Annotated in this window: 15 protein-coding genes; 12 read left to right on the plus strand and 3 right to left on the minus strand. The window is 61.5% G+C overall.

Annotated elements, in window-relative coordinates; genetic code table 11:
- Positions 1-80 precede the first annotated feature (80 nt).
- A complete protein-coding gene (locus OX460_RS08160; RefSeq protein ID WP_289898363.1) occupies positions 81-491 on the plus strand; it encodes a DoxX family protein in 411 nt (136 codons plus the stop codon).
- A 53-nt stretch (positions 492-544) separates the two neighbouring features.
- On the opposite strand, the gene OX460_RS08165 is transcribed toward OX460_RS08160, so the two are convergent.
- On the minus strand, positions 545-1,195 hold the full coding sequence (locus OX460_RS08165) for a CoA transferase subunit B (protein ID WP_077403229.1): 651 nt from the start codon (positions 1,193-1,195) through the stop codon (positions 545-547).
- Positions 1,196-1,352: 157 nt separating this feature from the next.
- Entirely contained in the window at positions 1,353-2,051 is a 699-nt protein-coding gene (locus OX460_RS08170; protein WP_099664372.1) for a CoA transferase subunit A, read from the minus strand.
- 147 nt (positions 2,052-2,198) lie between these two features.
- On the opposite strand from OX460_RS08170, the gene OX460_RS08175 reads away from it, so the two are divergent.
- Positions 2,199-2,765, plus strand: a complete 567-nt coding sequence (locus tag OX460_RS08175; protein ID WP_099664373.1) for a LuxR C-terminal-related transcriptional regulator — start codon at positions 2,199-2,201, stop codon at positions 2,763-2,765.
- A gap of 100 nt (positions 2,766-2,865) precedes the next feature.
- On the opposite strand, the gene OX460_RS08180 is transcribed toward OX460_RS08175, so the two are convergent.
- Positions 2,866-3,642: an SDR family oxidoreductase gene (locus tag OX460_RS08180; RefSeq protein ID WP_034752351.1), complete on the minus strand. Its 777-nt coding sequence runs from the start codon at positions 3,640-3,642 to the stop codon at positions 2,866-2,868.
- Positions 3,643-3,906: 264 nt separating this feature from the next.
- Here OX460_RS08180 and OX460_RS08185 point away from each other — a divergent pair, with 264 nt between their 5' ends.
- From OX460_RS08185 to OX460_RS08230, 10 genes are all read left to right on the plus strand, one after another.
- Positions 3,907-5,583 carry an electron transfer flavoprotein-ubiquinone oxidoreductase gene (locus OX460_RS08185; protein ID WP_289898364.1) on the plus strand — a complete coding sequence of 559 codons (1,677 nt, stop codon included), beginning with the start codon at positions 3,907-3,909 and terminating at the stop codon, positions 5,581-5,583.
- Positions 5,584-5,813: 230 nt separating this feature from the next.
- Positions 5,814-8,423, plus strand: coding sequence for a tetratricopeptide repeat protein (locus tag OX460_RS08190; RefSeq protein WP_289898365.1), 2,610 nt, complete (start codon positions 5,814-5,816; stop codon positions 8,421-8,423).
- Positions 8,420-9,553 (plus strand): DegT/DnrJ/EryC1/StrS family aminotransferase, encoded by a 1,134-nt coding sequence (locus tag OX460_RS08195; RefSeq protein ID WP_289898366.1) that lies wholly within the window; start codon positions 8,420-8,422, stop codon positions 9,551-9,553. Before OX460_RS08190 ends, OX460_RS08195 begins: the two co-directional genes overlap by 4 nt.
- The gene (locus tag OX460_RS08200) at positions 9,550-10,299 is read left to right on the plus strand and encodes a CatB-related O-acetyltransferase (RefSeq protein WP_289898367.1); all 750 of its coding nucleotides are present in this window, start codon (positions 9,550-9,552) and stop codon (positions 10,297-10,299) included. Before OX460_RS08195 ends, OX460_RS08200 begins: the two co-directional genes overlap by 4 nt.
- Positions 10,292-10,888: an acyltransferase gene (locus OX460_RS08205; RefSeq protein ID WP_251349163.1), complete on the plus strand. Its 597-nt coding sequence runs from the start codon at positions 10,292-10,294 to the stop codon at positions 10,886-10,888. The genes OX460_RS08200 and OX460_RS08205 overlap by 8 nt, the downstream gene beginning before the upstream one ends.
- A gap of 171 nt (positions 10,889-11,059) precedes the next feature.
- On the plus strand, positions 11,060-11,911 hold the full coding sequence (locus OX460_RS08210) for a flagellin (RefSeq protein WP_099411526.1): 852 nt from the start codon (positions 11,060-11,062) through the stop codon (positions 11,909-11,911).
- A 184-nt stretch (positions 11,912-12,095) separates the two neighbouring features.
- Positions 12,096-12,947 (plus strand): flagellin, encoded by an 852-nt coding sequence (locus tag OX460_RS08215; RefSeq protein WP_099664378.1) that lies wholly within the window; start codon positions 12,096-12,098, stop codon positions 12,945-12,947.
- Between the two features lie 184 nt (positions 12,948-13,131).
- Positions 13,132-14,010 carry a flagellin gene (locus OX460_RS08220; RefSeq protein WP_077403203.1) on the plus strand — a complete coding sequence of 293 codons (879 nt, stop codon included), beginning with the start codon at positions 13,132-13,134 and terminating at the stop codon, positions 14,008-14,010.
- A 173-nt stretch (positions 14,011-14,183) separates the two neighbouring features.
- On the plus strand, positions 14,184-15,062 hold the full coding sequence (locus OX460_RS08225; protein WP_099664379.1) for a flagellin: 879 nt from the start codon (positions 14,184-14,186) through the stop codon (positions 15,060-15,062).
- Positions 15,063-15,118: 56 nt separating this feature from the next.
- On the plus strand, positions 15,119-16,219 hold the full coding sequence (locus OX460_RS08230) for a hypothetical protein (RefSeq protein WP_289898368.1): 1,101 nt from the start codon (positions 15,119-15,121) through the stop codon (positions 16,217-16,219).
- Positions 16,220-16,234 lie beyond the last annotated feature (15 nt).

Consider the following 16,234-nt stretch of genomic DNA (forward strand, 5'->3'; position numbering starts at 1 on the left):
GTCACCTGGTTCCCGCATAATGACATTGCGTTAATGCAAGCCTGACACCGAACCATCCTCACCTTTGAATGGAGTACGTCATGTCCCTCTCGCCCGCCTTCTACGCCACCTGGAACCCACGCCTGCTGGGCCTGCTGCGCATCATTCTCGGCTTCCTCTTCCTGCAACACGGCACGGCCAAACTGTTCGGCGCGCCGCACGTGGCCATGTTCGACGGCTTGCAACTGTTGTCCGTGATGGGCGCGGCCGGTGTCATCGAGCTCGTCGGCGGCAGCTTGCTGCTGGTGGGCCTGTTCACTCGCCCCGTCGCCTTCATCCTGTCGGGCCAGATGGCGGCCGCCTACTTCATGGCGCATGCGCCTGCCGGCTTCCTGCCGATCCTGAACGGCGGCGAAATGGCCGTCATGTATTGCTTCACCTTCCTGTATTTCGCAGTGGCAGGCGCCGGCGCCTGCAGCCTGGACGGCTTGCGCGGCAAGGCAGGCGCATAAAAAAAAAGGGCGGACATCGCTGTCCGCCCTTTCATTGCCTGCGACGATCCGTTTTATACGGCAGAAACGTCCAATTCAGCGCCCGTGGCCGCCTGCACCTGTTCCTTGGTCACGCCCGGCGCCAGTTCCACCAGCTTCAGGCCGTTTTCCGTCACGTCGATCACGCCCAGGTCGCTGATGATGACGTCGACCACGCCCACGCCCGTCAGCGGCAAGTCGCACTGTTTCAGCAGCTTGTGCGACGTCGTGCCATCCTTGGCCGTGGCCACGTGTTCCATCAGCACGACGACTCTCTTGACGCCGGCGACGAGGTCCATCGCGCCGCCCATGCCCTTGACCATCTTGCCTGGGATCATCCAGTTCGCCAGGTCGCCCTTTTCCGACACTTGCATGGCGCCCAGGATGGCCAGGTTAATCTTGCCGCCGCGGATCATGCCAAACGAGTCAGCCGAGCTGAAGTAGGCGGCACCCGGCAAGGCCGTCACCGTCTGCTTGCCCGCGTTGATCAGGTCAGCATCGACTTCATCGTCCGTGGGAAACGGGCCGATGCCCAGCAAGCCGTTTTCCGACTGCAGGAACACTTCGATATTTTCCGGCACATAGTTCGCCACCAGGGTCGGCAAGCCGATGCCCAGGTTTACATAAAAGCCATCCTGCAATTCCTTTGCCGCGCGCGCGGCCATTTCGTCACGTGTCCAAGCCATTATCATCTCCCTCAATTTTCGTGGAACGCCTGTCCAAACCTACTGTGCGGCGCGCTTTGCGGCCTGCGATGCTCACCGTACTAAAGTACGGTTGCGCTTCTTAGCCACAAATCACTGCCGCTCGCTACGGTTTTGCCATGCGTAAATCTTCTATTTATTAGTCAGTGCGCACGGTGCGCTGCTCGATGCGTTTTTCCGGGTTCGCATTGACCACGATGCGGTGCACGAAGATGCTGGGAGTATGCACCTGGTCCGGGTCGATCTCGCCCACTTCGACCAGTTTTTCCACTTCGACGATGGTGATCTTGCCCGCCATGGCCACGTTCGGGTTGAAATTGCGCGCCGTCTTGCGGTAGACCAAATTGCCCGCGCGGTCGGCCATGTAGGCTTTCACCAGCGACACATCGGCCACGAGGCTGCGTTCCATCACGTATTGTTCGCCGTCGAATTCGCGCAGTTCCTTGCCGTCGGCGACGATGGTGCCCACGCCGGTTTTCGTGAAGAAGGCGGGAATGCCGGCGCCGCCGGCGCGCAGCTTCTCGGCCAGGGTGCCTTGCGGCGTGAATTCCAGTTCCAGTTCGCCGGCCAGGTACTGGCGCGCGAATTCCTTGTTTTCGCCCACATAGGAGGCGATCATTTTCTTGATCTGGCGCGTGGTCAGCAGCTGGCCCAGGCCGAAACCGTCGACGCCGGCATTGTTGGAAATGGCCGTCAGGCCCGTCACGCCCGAATCGCGCAAGGCGCCGATCAGGGCTTCGGGGATGCCGCACAGGCCGAAGCCGCCAACGGCGATGGTCTGGCCATCTTGGACGATACCGGCCAGCGCCGAGGCGGCGTCAGGATAAACTTTATTCATGGGTGTCCCTCTATCTTTTGTTAAGCTTTGGTCTTGAGTCCATGACTCAGGCAGCGACTCAGCATAAAATACGCGAGTGGAAAGTACAATACCGTAGAACTACCGGCGCCGTGCCGGCAATCCCCCTGTGAGAGTGATACGTATCAGATGAACGCCGCGTCAGCCATCGATTATGAAAGTATCTTCCTGCACGCGCCCGTGGGCATGTGCATGTCGGAAAACCGCATCATGCGCAGCTGCAACGAAGCGCTGGCGGCCATGTTCGGCTATGCGCGCGCCCAGCTGGACGACCAGTCGTTCGAAGTACTCTACCCCACGCACGACGAATTCCTGCGCACCGGTGACCGCATCATCCCCATCATGAACGCCAGGGGCCGCTATTCGGACGAGCGCATCATGCGCCGCAGTAATGGTGAATTGTTCTGGTGCCACGTCACGGGCCACGCCATGCTGGCCGCACAGCCGCTGGGGCCGGGCATCTGGACGTTCGAGGATGTCAGCGAGAAACGTCCCGTGACGGCGGAACTGACGCCGCGCGAGCGCGAAATCGCCGCCCTGCTGGTGGAAGGCAAGACCAGCAAGGTCATCGCCCGCCAGATCGACCTCAGCCCCCGTACGGTGGAAATGCACCGCGCCAAGCTGATGCGCAAGTTCGCCGCCTCGACGTCGTCCGAGCTGGTGCATAAGCTGGTGGGACTGCAGCTGCAGCGCTAGGGCTGCAGCCATGGTGACTATCGTTTAACGCCAAGTAAAACCGTCGCGAGCGGCAGCGATTTGTGGCCGCGAAGCGCGACGCGCAGCAGGTTTTATGGCGTTAAAAGGTGCTCATGCCGCCATCGGCGGAAATGATGGCGCCATTGATGAAATGCGAATCCTCGCCCGCCAGCAACAGCAGCAGGCCGTCGAGGTCTTCCGGCTTGCCCGGACGTTTATTCGGCAACATTTCGATCAATTTCTTGCCCTGTTCGGTGGCAAAGTAATCTTCGTTGATTTCCGTGGAAATGTAACCAGGACAGATGGCGTTCGTGTTGATGCCGTACTTGCCCCACTCCACGGCCATGGCGCGCGTCATGTGCACCATGCCCGCCTTGCTCATGCAATACACGCCGATCTGCGGCAGCACCTGCAAGCCCGCCATCGAGGCGATATTGATGATGCGGTGCTGCTTCTTCGGGTCGCCCTTGGCGCGCGCGATCATGCGCTTGGCCGTTTGCTGGGCCACGAAGAACGATCCGCGCAGGTTGGTATCCATCACGAACGAGTAATCCTCGGGCGTGACGTCGACCAGGCGTTGCGTGGTGGAGACACCGGAATTGTTGACGAGGATATCGATGGGGCCCGCTTCCGTTTCCGCGTGCGCGATGGCCGACTTGATGCTGGCGAAGTCGGTCACGTCGAGCGACACCACGTGCGCGGCGCCGCCATCGGCTTCGATTTCGGCGCGCAATTCCTTCAGGCGTTCGGTGCGGCGCGACGCCAGCACGACCTGCGCGCCGGCCTGGGCCAGCACTTTCGCAAAGCGCGCGCCGAGGCCGCTCGATGCGCCGGTAATCAGGGCAATCTTGCCCTCGAAATTGACTTCTATGCCCACGAGCTACTCCTGTTTTATTTTAGATAACACTTTACGCCGTGCCGATGGCGCAGGGGCAAAATACCCTGCGTCGCACTTGAGCAAAGGTAAACGCCATCATTACACAAAATGGCCGGATTTAGATTGCGGCGAGGGGCAATGTCACGCAAAATGGCGCCAAAGTTGCAATCCTCGTCAAAAACAAGCACACTCGTGCTTAAATTTCCCCGATGATGCTTTATTCCCTATCCTTGCTACCTAATTGAGTGACTATAAATCGAGACCATGACACAGCCTAATAACTTAGTTGAACAGTACGGACCGCGCGAAACCATGGAATATGACGTGGTGATCGTCGGCGGTGGCCCCGCAGGCTTGGCCGCGGCGATCCGCCTGAAGCAGCTGGCCGCTGAAAAGGGCCAGGAAGTGTCCGTCTGCGTGCTGGAAAAAGGCGGCGAACTGGGCGCGCATATCCTGTCGGGCGCCATCATGGACCCGAAAGCGCTGACCGAACTGATTCCGAACTGGAAAGAACTGGGCGCGCCCCTGAACACGGAAGTGACGGAAGACCGCATCCTGTTCCTGACCGAAACGAAAGCGTATAAGACGCCGGGCTTCGCCGTGCCGGCCTGCTTTGAGAACCATGGCAATTACATCGTCTCGCTGGGCAATGTGGTGCGCTGGATGGGCCAGCAGGCGGAAAACCTGGGCGTGGAAATCTTCCCCGGCTTCCCTGCCGCGGAAATCCTCTACAACGACGACGGTTCCGTCAAAGGCGTGGCGACCGGCAACATGGGCGTCAAGCGCGACGGCGAACCGGGCCCCGACTTCCAGCTGGGCATGGAATTGCACGCCAAGTACACCCTGTTCGCCGAAGGCGCGCGCGGCCACCTGGGCAAGCAATTGATGGCCAAGTATGACTTGAACGCCGGCAAGGACCCGCAATCCTACGGCATCGGCATCAAGGAATTGTGGGAAATCGACCCGGCCCAGCACAAGCCGGGCCTGGTGATCCACTCGAGCGGCTGGCCGCTGGACACGAAAACCTACGGCGGCTCCTTCCTGTACCACCTGGAAAACAACCAGGTCATGGTGGGCTATGTGGTCGGCCTGAACTACGAAAACCCGTACCTGTCGCCGTACGAGGAATTCCAGCGCTACAAGACGCATCCGGAAATCCGCAAGTTCTTCGAAGGCGGCAAGCGCATCTCGTACGGCGCGCGGGCGATTGCGGCCGGCGGCCTGCAATCGTTGCCGAAACTGGTGTTCGCCGGCGGCGCGCTGATCGGCTGCGATGCGGGCTTCCTGAACATGAGCCGCATCAAGGGCAGCCACGCGGCCATCAAGAGCGGCATGCTGGCGGCGGACGCGGCCTTCGGCGCGCTGGGCGAACAGCGCCAGCACGACGAACTGACGAGCTACCCTGTCGCCTTCGAACAATCGTGGCTGCATGAAGAGCTGCACGTGGCGCGCAACGTCAAGCCATGGCTGTCGAAAGGCCTGTACCTGGGCAGCCTGATGACGGGCATCGACCAGCTGATCTTCCGCGGCAAGGCGCCGTGGACCCTGCACCACTCGCATGGCGACCACGAATGCCTGAAACCGGCCGCCCAGTCGAAGAAGATCGTGTATCCGAAACCCGATGGCAAGTTGACCTTCGACAAGATGTCGTCCGTGTTCATTTCGAACACGAACCACGCGGAAGACCAGCCGATCCACCTGACGCTGAAGAACGCCAGCGTGCCCGTCGACGTCAACCTGGCCACGTATGCGGGTCCGGAAGCCCGTTACTGTCCCGCCGGCGTGTACGAGTTCGTGAAGAACGACGACGGCGCCGAACGCCTGCAGATCAATGCGCAGAACTGCGTGCACTGTAAAACCTGCGACATCAAGGATCCGACGCAAAACATCGTGTGGGTGACACCGGAAGGCGGCGGCGGGCCGAACTATCCGAATATGTAATCGCAAGGTTCCGCAGCAGCGGCTGACAATCGGCCAGAACAGCGCACTCCCATCCGGCAGTGCGCTGTTTTTTTGTCGGAAGGATCAGAATTGCCCGCACTTTGGACCAACTGCAACAGCAAGTGCGCATTCGCGCGGCGTGCGTCAACAAATTCCCCTCGGAAAGTTTCTCACGGGCACTGTCACCAGTTACAATTCCCGTTGCTAAACATTTCTGCCAGCCTCAGCCCATGCACCCGACCCTCCCTCCCGCAGTCTCCCCCGACACCGAATTACAGCAAGCCATCGCTGAACACCAGGCAGGGCGTTTTGCCGAGGCGGAAGAGATTTACCTGTCGATCCTGCAGGCCCACCCCTACCATGCCATCGCCAACCACAACCTGGGCTTGCTGGCCGGACAAGTAGGCCAGCACGTGGCCGGCCTGCCGTATTTGCGCAAGGCGCTGTCCGTCGCCCCGGACGAAGGCCAGTTCTGGCTGTCCTATGCGCAGGGATTGCTGCAGGCGGGACAGCCTGACGAAGCGCTCGACATCGTCGACACCGCCATCGCCCGCGGACTGGACAACGATGCTTCGCAAGCGCTGCGCCGGCAGGCGCAGGAAGCCGTCGCGCTGGCGGCCCTGTCGCCGTCGCAGCCGGAAATGGACCACATCGTACAGCTGTACCAGGCAGGCCAGCATGCGCAGATGGAAGCGGCCTGCCGGCAATTGCTGGCAAGCTATCCCGACTCGCCATTCGGCTGGAGCGTGCTGGGCACGGCCCTGCAACTGCAAGGCAAGGATGCCCTCGCCACGCTGCAGCGGACGGTGGAACTGACGCCGCACGATGCGCAGGCGCATGGCCACCTGGGCAATGCCTGGCAAACGGCCGGCAAACTCGATGCAGCCCGCGACTGCTACCTGCGGGCGCTGGAAATCGAGCCTGCGTTCGCCGAGGCGCACTGCAACCTGGGCAACCTGCTCCAGGCGGAAAACCGGCTGGACGAGGCCGTGGCGAGCTATCGCCGCGCCCTTGCCTTAAAGCCGGACTACGCGCTGGCGGCATTTAACCTGGGCAATGCGCTGCTGCGCCAGAAACAGTTTGGCGCCGCTGCCGACAGCTTCCGCGCCGCCACCCTTGCATTGCCCGACGACGCCGAAGCGCACAACCGGCTCGGCCAGGCGCTGCACGAAAACAAAAATGTGCAGGACGCCGTGCGCAGCTTCCAGCGCGCGCTGCAGATCAAACCCGATTACCGGGCGGCACGGAACAATCTGGTCGCCGCCTACCTGGCGCTGAAACAGTATCAGGATGTATTGACGTGCCTCAACACGGCCATGGAATCCGAACCAGATGATGAAGAATTGCACTTTCATTTAGGTAATGTCATGCGCACCATGGGCAAAAGCAAGGAAGCGCTGGCCGCGTTCCAGCGCGCCCTGGAAATCAAGCCCGACTACGCAGCGGCGGAAATCAATCTGTGCTCGCTACTCCATGCCGAAGGCCACCTGGAGGAAGCCATCGCCAGCGGCTATCGCGCGCGGACGGTGGCGCCGCATATTCCGGAAAGCCACAGCGGTCTGCTGTTTTGCCTCAGCCATAGCATCGATATCGACGCCCAACGCCTGTTTGAGGAACATTGCCGCTTCGGCGACGCCTTCGACCACCCGTCCACGGCCGGGACGGCGGAAGGCCAAGGTTTCCACAACGACAACGATCCCGCGCGGCGCATCAGGGTCGGCTTTGTCTCGGGCGACTTCAATTCGCACGTGGTGTCCAATTTCGTCGTGCCCGTGATCGCGCACCTGAGCGCCAGCCCCGGCCTGAGCCTGTATGCCTATTACAACAATACGCTGGAAGACGCCGTCACGCAGCGCCTGCGCGGCTATTTCCCGCATTGGCAAAATATCATCGAGGTGAGCGACAGCAACTTGCAGGAAAAGATCCGCGAAGACGGCATCGACATCCTGGTCGACCTGTCCAGCCATACGGCCTTCAACCGCCTGACGGCCTTTGGCCGCAAACTGGCGCCGATTCAGGTCAGCTGGATCGCCTATCCCGGCACAACGGGCCTGAAAACCATGGATTACTACCTGACGGACCCGCAATTCGACGTCGATGAAAAGTACTTCACGGAAAAAGTCGTGCTGCTGCCCGCCAGCGTGCCCTTCCTGCCATCGTCGGACTCCCCGGAACTGGTCCGCGCGCCCGCGCTGGGCAACGGCTACCTGACCTTCGGCAGCTTCAATCGGCTCAGCAAGCTCAATCCAGGCGTCATCGCCCGCTGGGCAAAGCTGCTGCGGGCCCTGCCCGAAGCGAAAATGCATCTGGCAGCCATGCAAAAGGACAGCGACATCGCCACCTTGCAAGCCTGGTTCGCGCAGGAAGGCATCGCCGCCGACCGCCTGACCTTCCACGGCCGCACCCACCTGGGCGGCTATCTGGCCCTGCACCAGCAAATCGACCTTTGCCTCGACACCTTCCCGTACACGGGCGGCACCACCACGCTGCACGCGCTGTGGATGGGTGTGCCCACGCTGACGCTCAAGGGTACAAGCGTACCGAGCCATGCCGGCGCCTGCATCTTGCAGCATGTGGGGCTCGACGCCTTCATCGCGACCGACGACGACGATTTCGTCCGGAAAGGAATATTCTTGTCTAACAACATCATGCAACTGGCCGTCCTGCGCGCAGACTTGCGCAACCGCATGCAAGAGTCGGCGCTGGCCGACTCCCGGGCGATTGCCCACAATATGGAACAGGCTTTCCGCACCATGTGGCAGCGCTGGTGCGGCGGCTTGCCGCCCGCATCGTTCGCCATTGCGCCCGACGACGCCAGCAAGCAGGCGGTGCAGTCATGAGCGACAAGAAGCCCATTTACGTCACGCAGCCGCTCATGCCGGATTTGCAAGATTTCCTGCCGTATCTGGAAGAAATCTGGGAAAACAAAATCCTCACCAACGGCGGCCCGTTCCACCAGCAACTGGAACAGGCGCTGTGCGACTATCTGGGCGTCAAGCACATCTGCCTGTTTACCAATGGCACGCTGGCGCTGATCACGGCCCTGCAGGCGCTGCGCATCACCGGCGAAGTGATCACCACGCCCTATTCCTTCGTCGCCACCGCCCATTCGCTGCTGTGGAATGGCATCAAGCCCATTTTTGTCGATATCGACCCGCTGAGCCTGAATATGGATCCCGCCAGGATCGAGGCAGCCATCACGCCGCACACCACCGCCATCATGCCGGTGCACTGCTATGGCCGTCCCTGCGACGTGGAACGCATCGAAAAGATCGCCGACAACTATGGCTTGAAAGTCATCTACGACGCGGCGCATGCGTTCGGCGTGCGGCACAAGGGCAGCAGCGTGCTCAAATGCGGCGACCTGTCCGTGCTGAGTTTTCACGCCACCAAGATTTTCAATACCTTTGAAGGGGGCGCGATCGTCTGCCCCGACGCCAAGACCAAGCAACGCATCGACCATCTGAAAAATTTCGGCTTCGTCGACGAAGTGACGGTGGTGGCGCCCGGCATCAACGGCAAGATGAGCGAGATCAACGCCGCATTCGGCCTCCTGCAATTGAAGGGCATCGACGCGGCTCGCCTGCAGCGGCGCGCCATCGATGGCCGCTACCGGGAACGGCTGGCGGCCATCGCCGGCATCGACTGCCTGCCGGCGGGAGAGGAAGAATCGGCCAACCATTCCTACTTCCCCATACTCGTCAAGGAAGCCTACGGCACCAGCCGCGACGCACTGTTCCAGCTGCTGCGGGACGAGAATATCTATGCGCGCCGCTATTTCTATCCGCTCATCAGCGACTTCCCCATGTACCGCAGCATGCCGACCGCCGCCCACAGCAATCTGCCGAACGCGCTGCAGGCATCGCGGCAAATCATCTGCCTGCCCATCTATCCCGGCCTGGGTCTCGATCAGGTCGATGCCATCTGCGCCATCGTCGAGCGTCACGTACAGCCCGGCCTGACTCCATGAATATTTCCACAGACACCGACTTTTTCGGCACCATCGACGACCATCGCTGGGCGGCACAATTTACCGTGCTGTCCTATAAAAGTGGCGGACAGACCCTGATACCGCATGGCTTTTTCCGTAACTGGCTGGGCAATGAGCCGGACTTCGGGCAATTTACCATCGGCCGCTGTTCCGGCATCGGCATCGGTTCGCAAGCCAAATACGATTCGACCGCGCAGCACCTGCAAATCGGGCGCTACGTTTCCGGCGGCGCGAATCTGCGCTTCATCCTCAACGGCCAGCACGACATGCGCACCATTTCCACGTATCTTCTGGCATTGGGCGGCATGGGCCTGGAAAACAGCCCGATTCCCCAATATGCCGATACGGTCATCAAGAACGATGTGTGGATCGGCGACGAGGCGATGATATTGGGCGGCGCGGTCATCGAGAATGGCTGCGTCATCGGTGCGCGCACGCTGGTGCCGCCCAATTTCCGCAGCGAACCCTACGGCATTTACGCAGGGACGCCGGCGCGGCTGCTGCGCTTCCGCTTCAGCGAGGAAGTGCGCGCAGCCCTGCTGGCGCTGGCCTGGTGGGAACTGCCGCTGAGCTGGATACGCGAGAATAACGCGCATTTCCTGCAAAACATGACGGCCGACGACGGCGAGGCGCTGCGCATCATTGCCGAACTGGCGGAAAGCAAGCGCCGCCACCTGGAAGCCGGCGCCGGCGCCGCACACCCGCACAAGGATGACCATGTCTGAACTTTTCAATCCCGGCTATTACACCGAAGAAGACTTGCACGGCGCGGGGTTTCGCAGCCTCGGCCACAACGTGCGCATCGCCAGGAACTGCGTCATCATCGGCATCGACAATATCGCGATCGGCAACAACGTGCGCATCGATGGCTACAGCACGCTGGTGGCGGCAGGTGGCCATATCCGCATCGGCAGCTACGTTCACATTGGCGGCGGCTGCTTTCTCTCCGGCGGCGCAGGCATCACGCTGGAAGACTACGCCGGCTTGTCGCAAGGCGTGCGCCTGTACAGCAAGACCGATGACTACAGCGGAGCGAGCATGACCAACCCCACCGTGCCGGCGGAATTTACAAACTGCAAGAGCGGCGCCGTCCACCTGGGCAGGCACGTCATCATCGGCTCGGGCAGCGTGGTGCTGCCCGGCGCGCAGCTTGGCGAAGGCGTCGCCGTGGGCGCGCTCAGCCTGGTCACCAGGTCCCTGCCGGCGTGGGGAATCTATGCGGGCACACCGGCGAAGCGTATCAACAGCCGCGACCAGGGGCTGTTAATTGCGGAAGAGCAATTGCGCGCGCGGGATGCCGTGAAAAATAGTTAAAGATGCATTTTTAATCATAATTTCCATGGCAATAAAAATCATCGCAGGCCAGCGGCCAGCTAAAAAATATTTCCATGTAGCATTTAATACATAAGCAGAAATAGCCGCCTTGTGCTTGTGAGAGCAGAAAAATAGCGCGTCTCGCTGAATATATCCTACAGGAGCAATACAATGCTGAGCCTTCACACCAATAACGCATCGCTGTCCGCACAAAACTCGATCGCCAAGACCCAATCGCAACTGTCGACCTCGATGACCCGCCTGTCGACCGGCTACCGCATCAACTCGGCAATGGACGACGCTGCCGGCCTGCAGATCGCCACCCGCCTGAAAGCACAGACCAGCGGCATGACGGTCGCCATGAGCAACACGCAAAACAGCACCTCGATGCTGCAAACGGCTGAAGGCGCGTTCGGCGAAGTCACCAACATGCTGGTGCGCATGAAAGACCTGGCCACGCAAGCTGCCGATGCTTCGTCGAACACGGCCGACAAGGACGCCATGCAAGCCGAGTACGACGCACTGGGCCTGGAATTGTCCAACGTGATGAACAACACCACGTTCGGCGGCCAAGCTCTGCTGACCGGCGGCACCATCGCCAGCGCCATGACGTTCCAGATCGGCGCCGCGAAGTCGGAAACGATGACCATCAACCTGTCCACCTCGATGGGCAGCGTCGCCACCGCACTGGGTTCGGCCACCGCCAACTTCGCCGGTACCGCCGGCGGCACCGAACTGAAAACCCTGGCCAACACGGCCATCGGCAGCCTGGTTTCGGCCATCGACAGCATCGGCGTGGTACGTTCGGCACTGGGCGCCGCCGCCAACCGCCTCGACCACGTCAACAGCAACCTGTCGAACATCTCGACCAACACCAAGGCCGCTACCGGCCGCATCATGGACGTCGATTTCGCCACCGAAAGCTCGAACATGACCTCGTCGCAGATGCTGCTGCAAGCCGGCACCGCGATGCTGAAACAAAGCAACAGCATGTCCTCGATGGTCATGTCCTTGCTGCAATAATCACCGGCGCCTCGCGCCACATGAAAGCCCCGGCAAGCGATTGCCGGGGCTTTTTTTCATGGCGCCGCGCCAGATAAAAAATTTCCATGTGGAATTTAATGAAAGGCGCACCCCTGTCGCCTTGTAGGGGTGAGGGCAAGAAATTACCTGCCGCTCGACGAATTCACTTACCAGGAGCAATACAATGCTGAGCCTTCACACCAACAACGCATCGCTGTCCGCACAAAACTCGATCGCCAAAACGCAATCGCAACTGTCGACCTCGATGACCCGCCTGTCGACCGGCTACCGCATCAACTCGGCAATGGACGACGCTGCGGGCCTGCAGATCGCTACCCGCCTGAAAGCACAGACCAGCGGCATGACGGTCGCCATGAGCAACACGCAAAACAGCACCTCGATGCTGCAAACGGCTGAAGGCGCGTTCGGTGAAGTCACCAACATGCTGGTGCGCATGAAAGATCTGGCCACGCAAGCTGCCGATGCTTCGTCGAACACGTCCGACAAAGACGCCATGCAAGCCGAATACGACGCACTGGGCCTGGAATTGTCCAACGTGATGAAAAACACCACGTTCGGCGGCCAAGCTCTGCTGACCGGCGGCACCATCGCCAGCGCCATGACGTTCCAGATCGGCGCCGCGAAGTCGGAAACGATGAGCATCAACCTGTCCACCTCGATGGGCAGCGTCACCGCCGCACTGGGTTCGGCCAGCGCCAACTTCGGCGCCGCCGGCCTGGGCACCGAACTGACCGCCAGCGCCAACGCCGCCATCGGCAGCCTGGTTTCGGCCATCGACAGCATCGGCGTGGTACGTTCGGCACTGGGTGCCGCCGCCAACCGCCTCGACCACGTCAACAGCAACCTGTCGAACATCTCGACCAACACCAAGGCCGCTACCGGCCGTATCATGGACGTCGACTTCGCCACCGAAAGCTCGAACATGACGTCGTCGCAGATGCTGCTGCAAGCCGGCACCGCGATGCTGAAACAAAGCAACAGCATGTCCTCGATGGTCATGTCCTTGCTGCAATAATCACCGGCGCCTCGCGCTGTATGAAAGCCCCGGCAAGCGATTGCCGGGGCTTTTTTTCATGGCGGCGCGCCAGATAAAAAATTTCCATGTGGAATTTAATGAAAGACGCTCCCCTGTCGCCTTGTAGGGGTGAGGGCAAGAAATTACCTGCCGCTCGACGAATTCACTTACCAGGAGCAATACAATGCTGAGCCTTCACACCAACAACGCATCGCTGTCCGCACAGAACTCGATCGCCAAGACCCAATCGCAACTGTCGACCTCGATGACCCGCCTGTCGACCGGCTACCGCATCAACTCGGCAATGGACGACGCTGCCGGCCTGCAGATCGCTACCCGCCTGAAAGCACAGACCAGCGGCATGACGGTCGCCATGAGCAACACGCAAAACAGCACCTCGATGCTGCAAACGGCTGAAGGCGCGTTCGGTGAAGTCACCAACATGCTGGTGCGCATGAAAGATCTGGCCACGCAAGCTGCCGATGCTTCGTCGAACACGGCCGACAAGACCGCCATGCAAGCCGAATACGACGCACTGGGCCTGGAACTGTACAACGTGATGACCAATACCACGTTCGGCGGCCAGAATCTGCTGGGCGACGGCACGACCGGCAAGGGCACCCTGTCGGAAGCCAAGATGACCTTCCAGATCGGCGCCGCCAAGTCGGAAACCATGGATTTCACCGTGCAAGCAGGCATGGTCACGCTGGACGGCGCGCTGAAAGGCCTGTCCGCCAACAACTTCAAGGCAACCAGCGCCGGCGTCGGCACGGAACTGACCGGCACGGCAAACGCCACGATCGACCTGCTGAAAAATGCCATCGACAATGTCGGCACGATCCGCTCGTCCCTGGGCGCCGCCGCCAACCGCCTCGACCACGTCAACAGCAACCTGTCGAACATCGCCACCAACACCAAGGCCGCTACCGGCCGCATCATGGACGTTGACTTCGCCACCGAAAGCTCGAACATGACCTCGTCGCAAATGCTGCTGCAAGCCGGCACCGCGATGCTGAAACAAAGCAACAGCATGTCCTCGATGGTCATGTCCTTGCTGCAATAATCTTTGCCGGGCCGCTTGCGGCCAGCAACGCCAAGCCAGACTGCGGTCTGGCTTTTTTTATGCGCGAAACGTATTTATTTGACTATATTGCCTTTCGATTTAACAATGCGGGCGGCGCAGTCGCCTATACAAGGTAGACCCGATTCACCCTCACCGCCCACCGGAGCCGCCTTGTGCTGAGCATTCACACCAATATCGCCGCAATGTACGCCCAAAGCGCCGCCGCCAGTGCGCAAAGCCGGCTGGCGACGTCGATGCAGCGCCTGTCCACCGGCTTTCGCATCAACTCGGCCATGGACGATGCCGCCGGCTTGCAGATCGCCACGCGCCTCAGTGCCCAGGTCAGCGGCATGACGGTGGCCATGCGCAACACGCAGAACAGCACCTCGATGCTGCAGACGGCCGAAGGCGCGTTTGGCGAAGTCACCGACATGCTGGTGCGCATGAAAGACCTGGCCACGCAGGCCGCCGACGCTTCGTCCAACCAGACCGACCGCGACGCCATGCAGTCCGAATACGATGCGCTGGGGCTCGAGCTGTACAACGTCATGACCAACACTTCCTACGGCGGCGGCTTGCTGCTGGGCAACGGCAGTGCCGGCAAGGGCACCCTGTCGGAGGCGATGACCTTCCAGATCGGCGCCAGCAGCAGCGAAACCATGCAGTTCGACGTGTCAGGCAAGATGGGCGGCCTGGACACCTTGCTGAAAGCCATTTCGGCCAACTTTGCCGCCAGCGGCACGGCCGGCAGCGAAATCGGCACGAATGGCAGCGCCAACAACATGATCGACCAGCTGGCAGCGGCGCTCGACCAGGTCGGCGGCGTGCGCTCGGCCCTGGGCGCGGCGGCCAACCGCCTCGACCACGTGCACAACAACCTGGCCAACATGGTCACCAATACCAAGGCCGCCATCGGCCGCATCATGGATGTCGATTACGCGGCGGAAAGCGCCAACATGGTCTCGGCACAAATGTTGCTCCAGGCGAGCACGGCGATGCTCAAGCAAAGCCAGAGCATGCAGAAAATGATACTGTCCCTGTTGCAGCCATGATGGCTGATACCGCCTGATTCACCGGCTCTTATAGACTTTCATCTGGACACAGTGGCATGGCGATAGACCGCATTTCATCGGGCAACCCGGTTCCCCTGATTACCCAGCGCTTCGACGTCAGCCCCGCCACGCCGATGGTGCCGGGCGTGGTCCAGCCGCTGGTGCCCATCGGCCCCTACATGGCGCCCGCGCCCGACGCCGGCACCCTGCCCGCCCAGCTGCAACAGCAGGGCCAGGACAGCCTGGCGTCCCTCATCAAGCCGAATGCCGACGGGACGGGCGGCGCCATGCCGCGCGACAGCAGCGCCATGCAAGTCAATCAACTGTTCTTCACGCGCCAGCTGGTCTGGCAGCCGCCCGACGCGGCGCAGCTGGCCGCCTCGTGGCGCGTGATGGTCAAGACATACGGCGAACAATATGCGGCCTTGCAGGAACAGGCGCGCGGCCAGCACGTGCCGGGCAACCTGTTCATGGCCGAGCAGCAACCAGCCCTGCTGCGCGAAGGCGCCCGCCCGCCGTTGACGGTCGACAGCGAAGCGTGGCGCTTCGCCGTGTATGGCTGGGGTGGCCAGCGCCTGCTGCTGCGCGTGCTGGCCAGCGACGAGGAAGACGATGCAACGCCCCGGCGGCGCGGCAAGGTGGCGCTGCGCGTGGAACTGATCATCATCGGCATCGGCCGGGTCGTGATCCAGATGGAACCGTCCGGCGACGGCGTGCTGCTGGAGCTGGCCGCCGACGAGGAAGCCGCATTGCGCCATGTGCGCCTGGCCCTGCCCGAGATCGCCGACGCCGTGCGGCGCGCCGGCCTGCGCGTCGTGCGCTGCCGCCTGAACCGCCAGCTGCACGCGCAGCGCGTGCACGGCAATTACCCGATGCAGGCGGGCGCCGCCTCGCTGTCGCTGGCCCTGTTCCGCGCCATGGCCGAAGTGGCGCTGCTGCTGACGCAGCCGGAAGCGGAAGCGGCGGCCGATCCCGATGCGCCCGCAGCCCCCGCGGACGCGGCCGAAGAGGAAACCATCATCGTCTCGAAGGAAGTGGCGGCGCCGCTCGGTTACGACTATGGCGACGACGAAGAAACGGTGCAAGGCCGCACCGTGCTGCTGCTGGCCGACGGCCAGGAGCACGACCTGCTGCCGCCCATCGACGAGCAGGATTGACGCAACAGAATTGAT

Origin of the sequence: Janthinobacterium sp. SUN033 (genome assembly GCF_030397595.1) — a bacterium.
Lineage (GTDB): Bacteria > Pseudomonadota > Gammaproteobacteria > Burkholderiales > Burkholderiaceae_D > Janthinobacterium > Janthinobacterium kumbetense.

Coding starts and splice junctions, on each gene's coding strand:
- OX460_RS08160 (WP_289898363.1), top strand. CDS start 81: ATGTCCCTCTCGCCCGCCTTCTACGCCACCTGGAACCCACGCCTGCTG.
- OX460_RS08165 (WP_077403229.1), bottom strand. CDS start 1,195: ATGGCTTGGACACGTGACGAAATGGCCGCGCGCGCGGCAAAGGAATTG.
- OX460_RS08170 (WP_099664372.1), bottom strand. CDS start 2,051: ATGAATAAAGTTTATCCTGACGCCGCCTCGGCGCTGGCCGGTATCGTC.
- OX460_RS08175 (WP_099664373.1), top strand. CDS start 2,199: ATGAACGCCGCGTCAGCCATCGATTATGAAAGTATCTTCCTGCACGCG.
- OX460_RS08185 (WP_289898364.1), top strand. CDS start 3,907: ATGACACAGCCTAATAACTTAGTTGAACAGTACGGACCGCGCGAAACC.
- OX460_RS08190 (WP_289898365.1), top strand. CDS start 5,814: ATGCACCCGACCCTCCCTCCCGCAGTCTCCCCCGACACCGAATTACAG.
- OX460_RS08195 (WP_289898366.1), top strand. CDS start 8,420: ATGAGCGACAAGAAGCCCATTTACGTCACGCAGCCGCTCATGCCGGAT.
- OX460_RS08200 (WP_289898367.1), top strand. CDS start 9,550: ATGAATATTTCCACAGACACCGACTTTTTCGGCACCATCGACGACCAT.
- OX460_RS08205 (WP_251349163.1), top strand. CDS start 10,292: ATGTCTGAACTTTTCAATCCCGGCTATTACACCGAAGAAGACTTGCAC.
- OX460_RS08210 (WP_099411526.1), top strand. CDS start 11,060: ATGCTGAGCCTTCACACCAATAACGCATCGCTGTCCGCACAAAACTCG.
- OX460_RS08215 (WP_099664378.1), top strand. CDS start 12,096: ATGCTGAGCCTTCACACCAACAACGCATCGCTGTCCGCACAAAACTCG.
- OX460_RS08220 (WP_077403203.1), top strand. CDS start 13,132: ATGCTGAGCCTTCACACCAACAACGCATCGCTGTCCGCACAGAACTCG.
- OX460_RS08230 (WP_289898368.1), top strand. CDS start 15,119: ATGGCGATAGACCGCATTTCATCGGGCAACCCGGTTCCCCTGATTACC.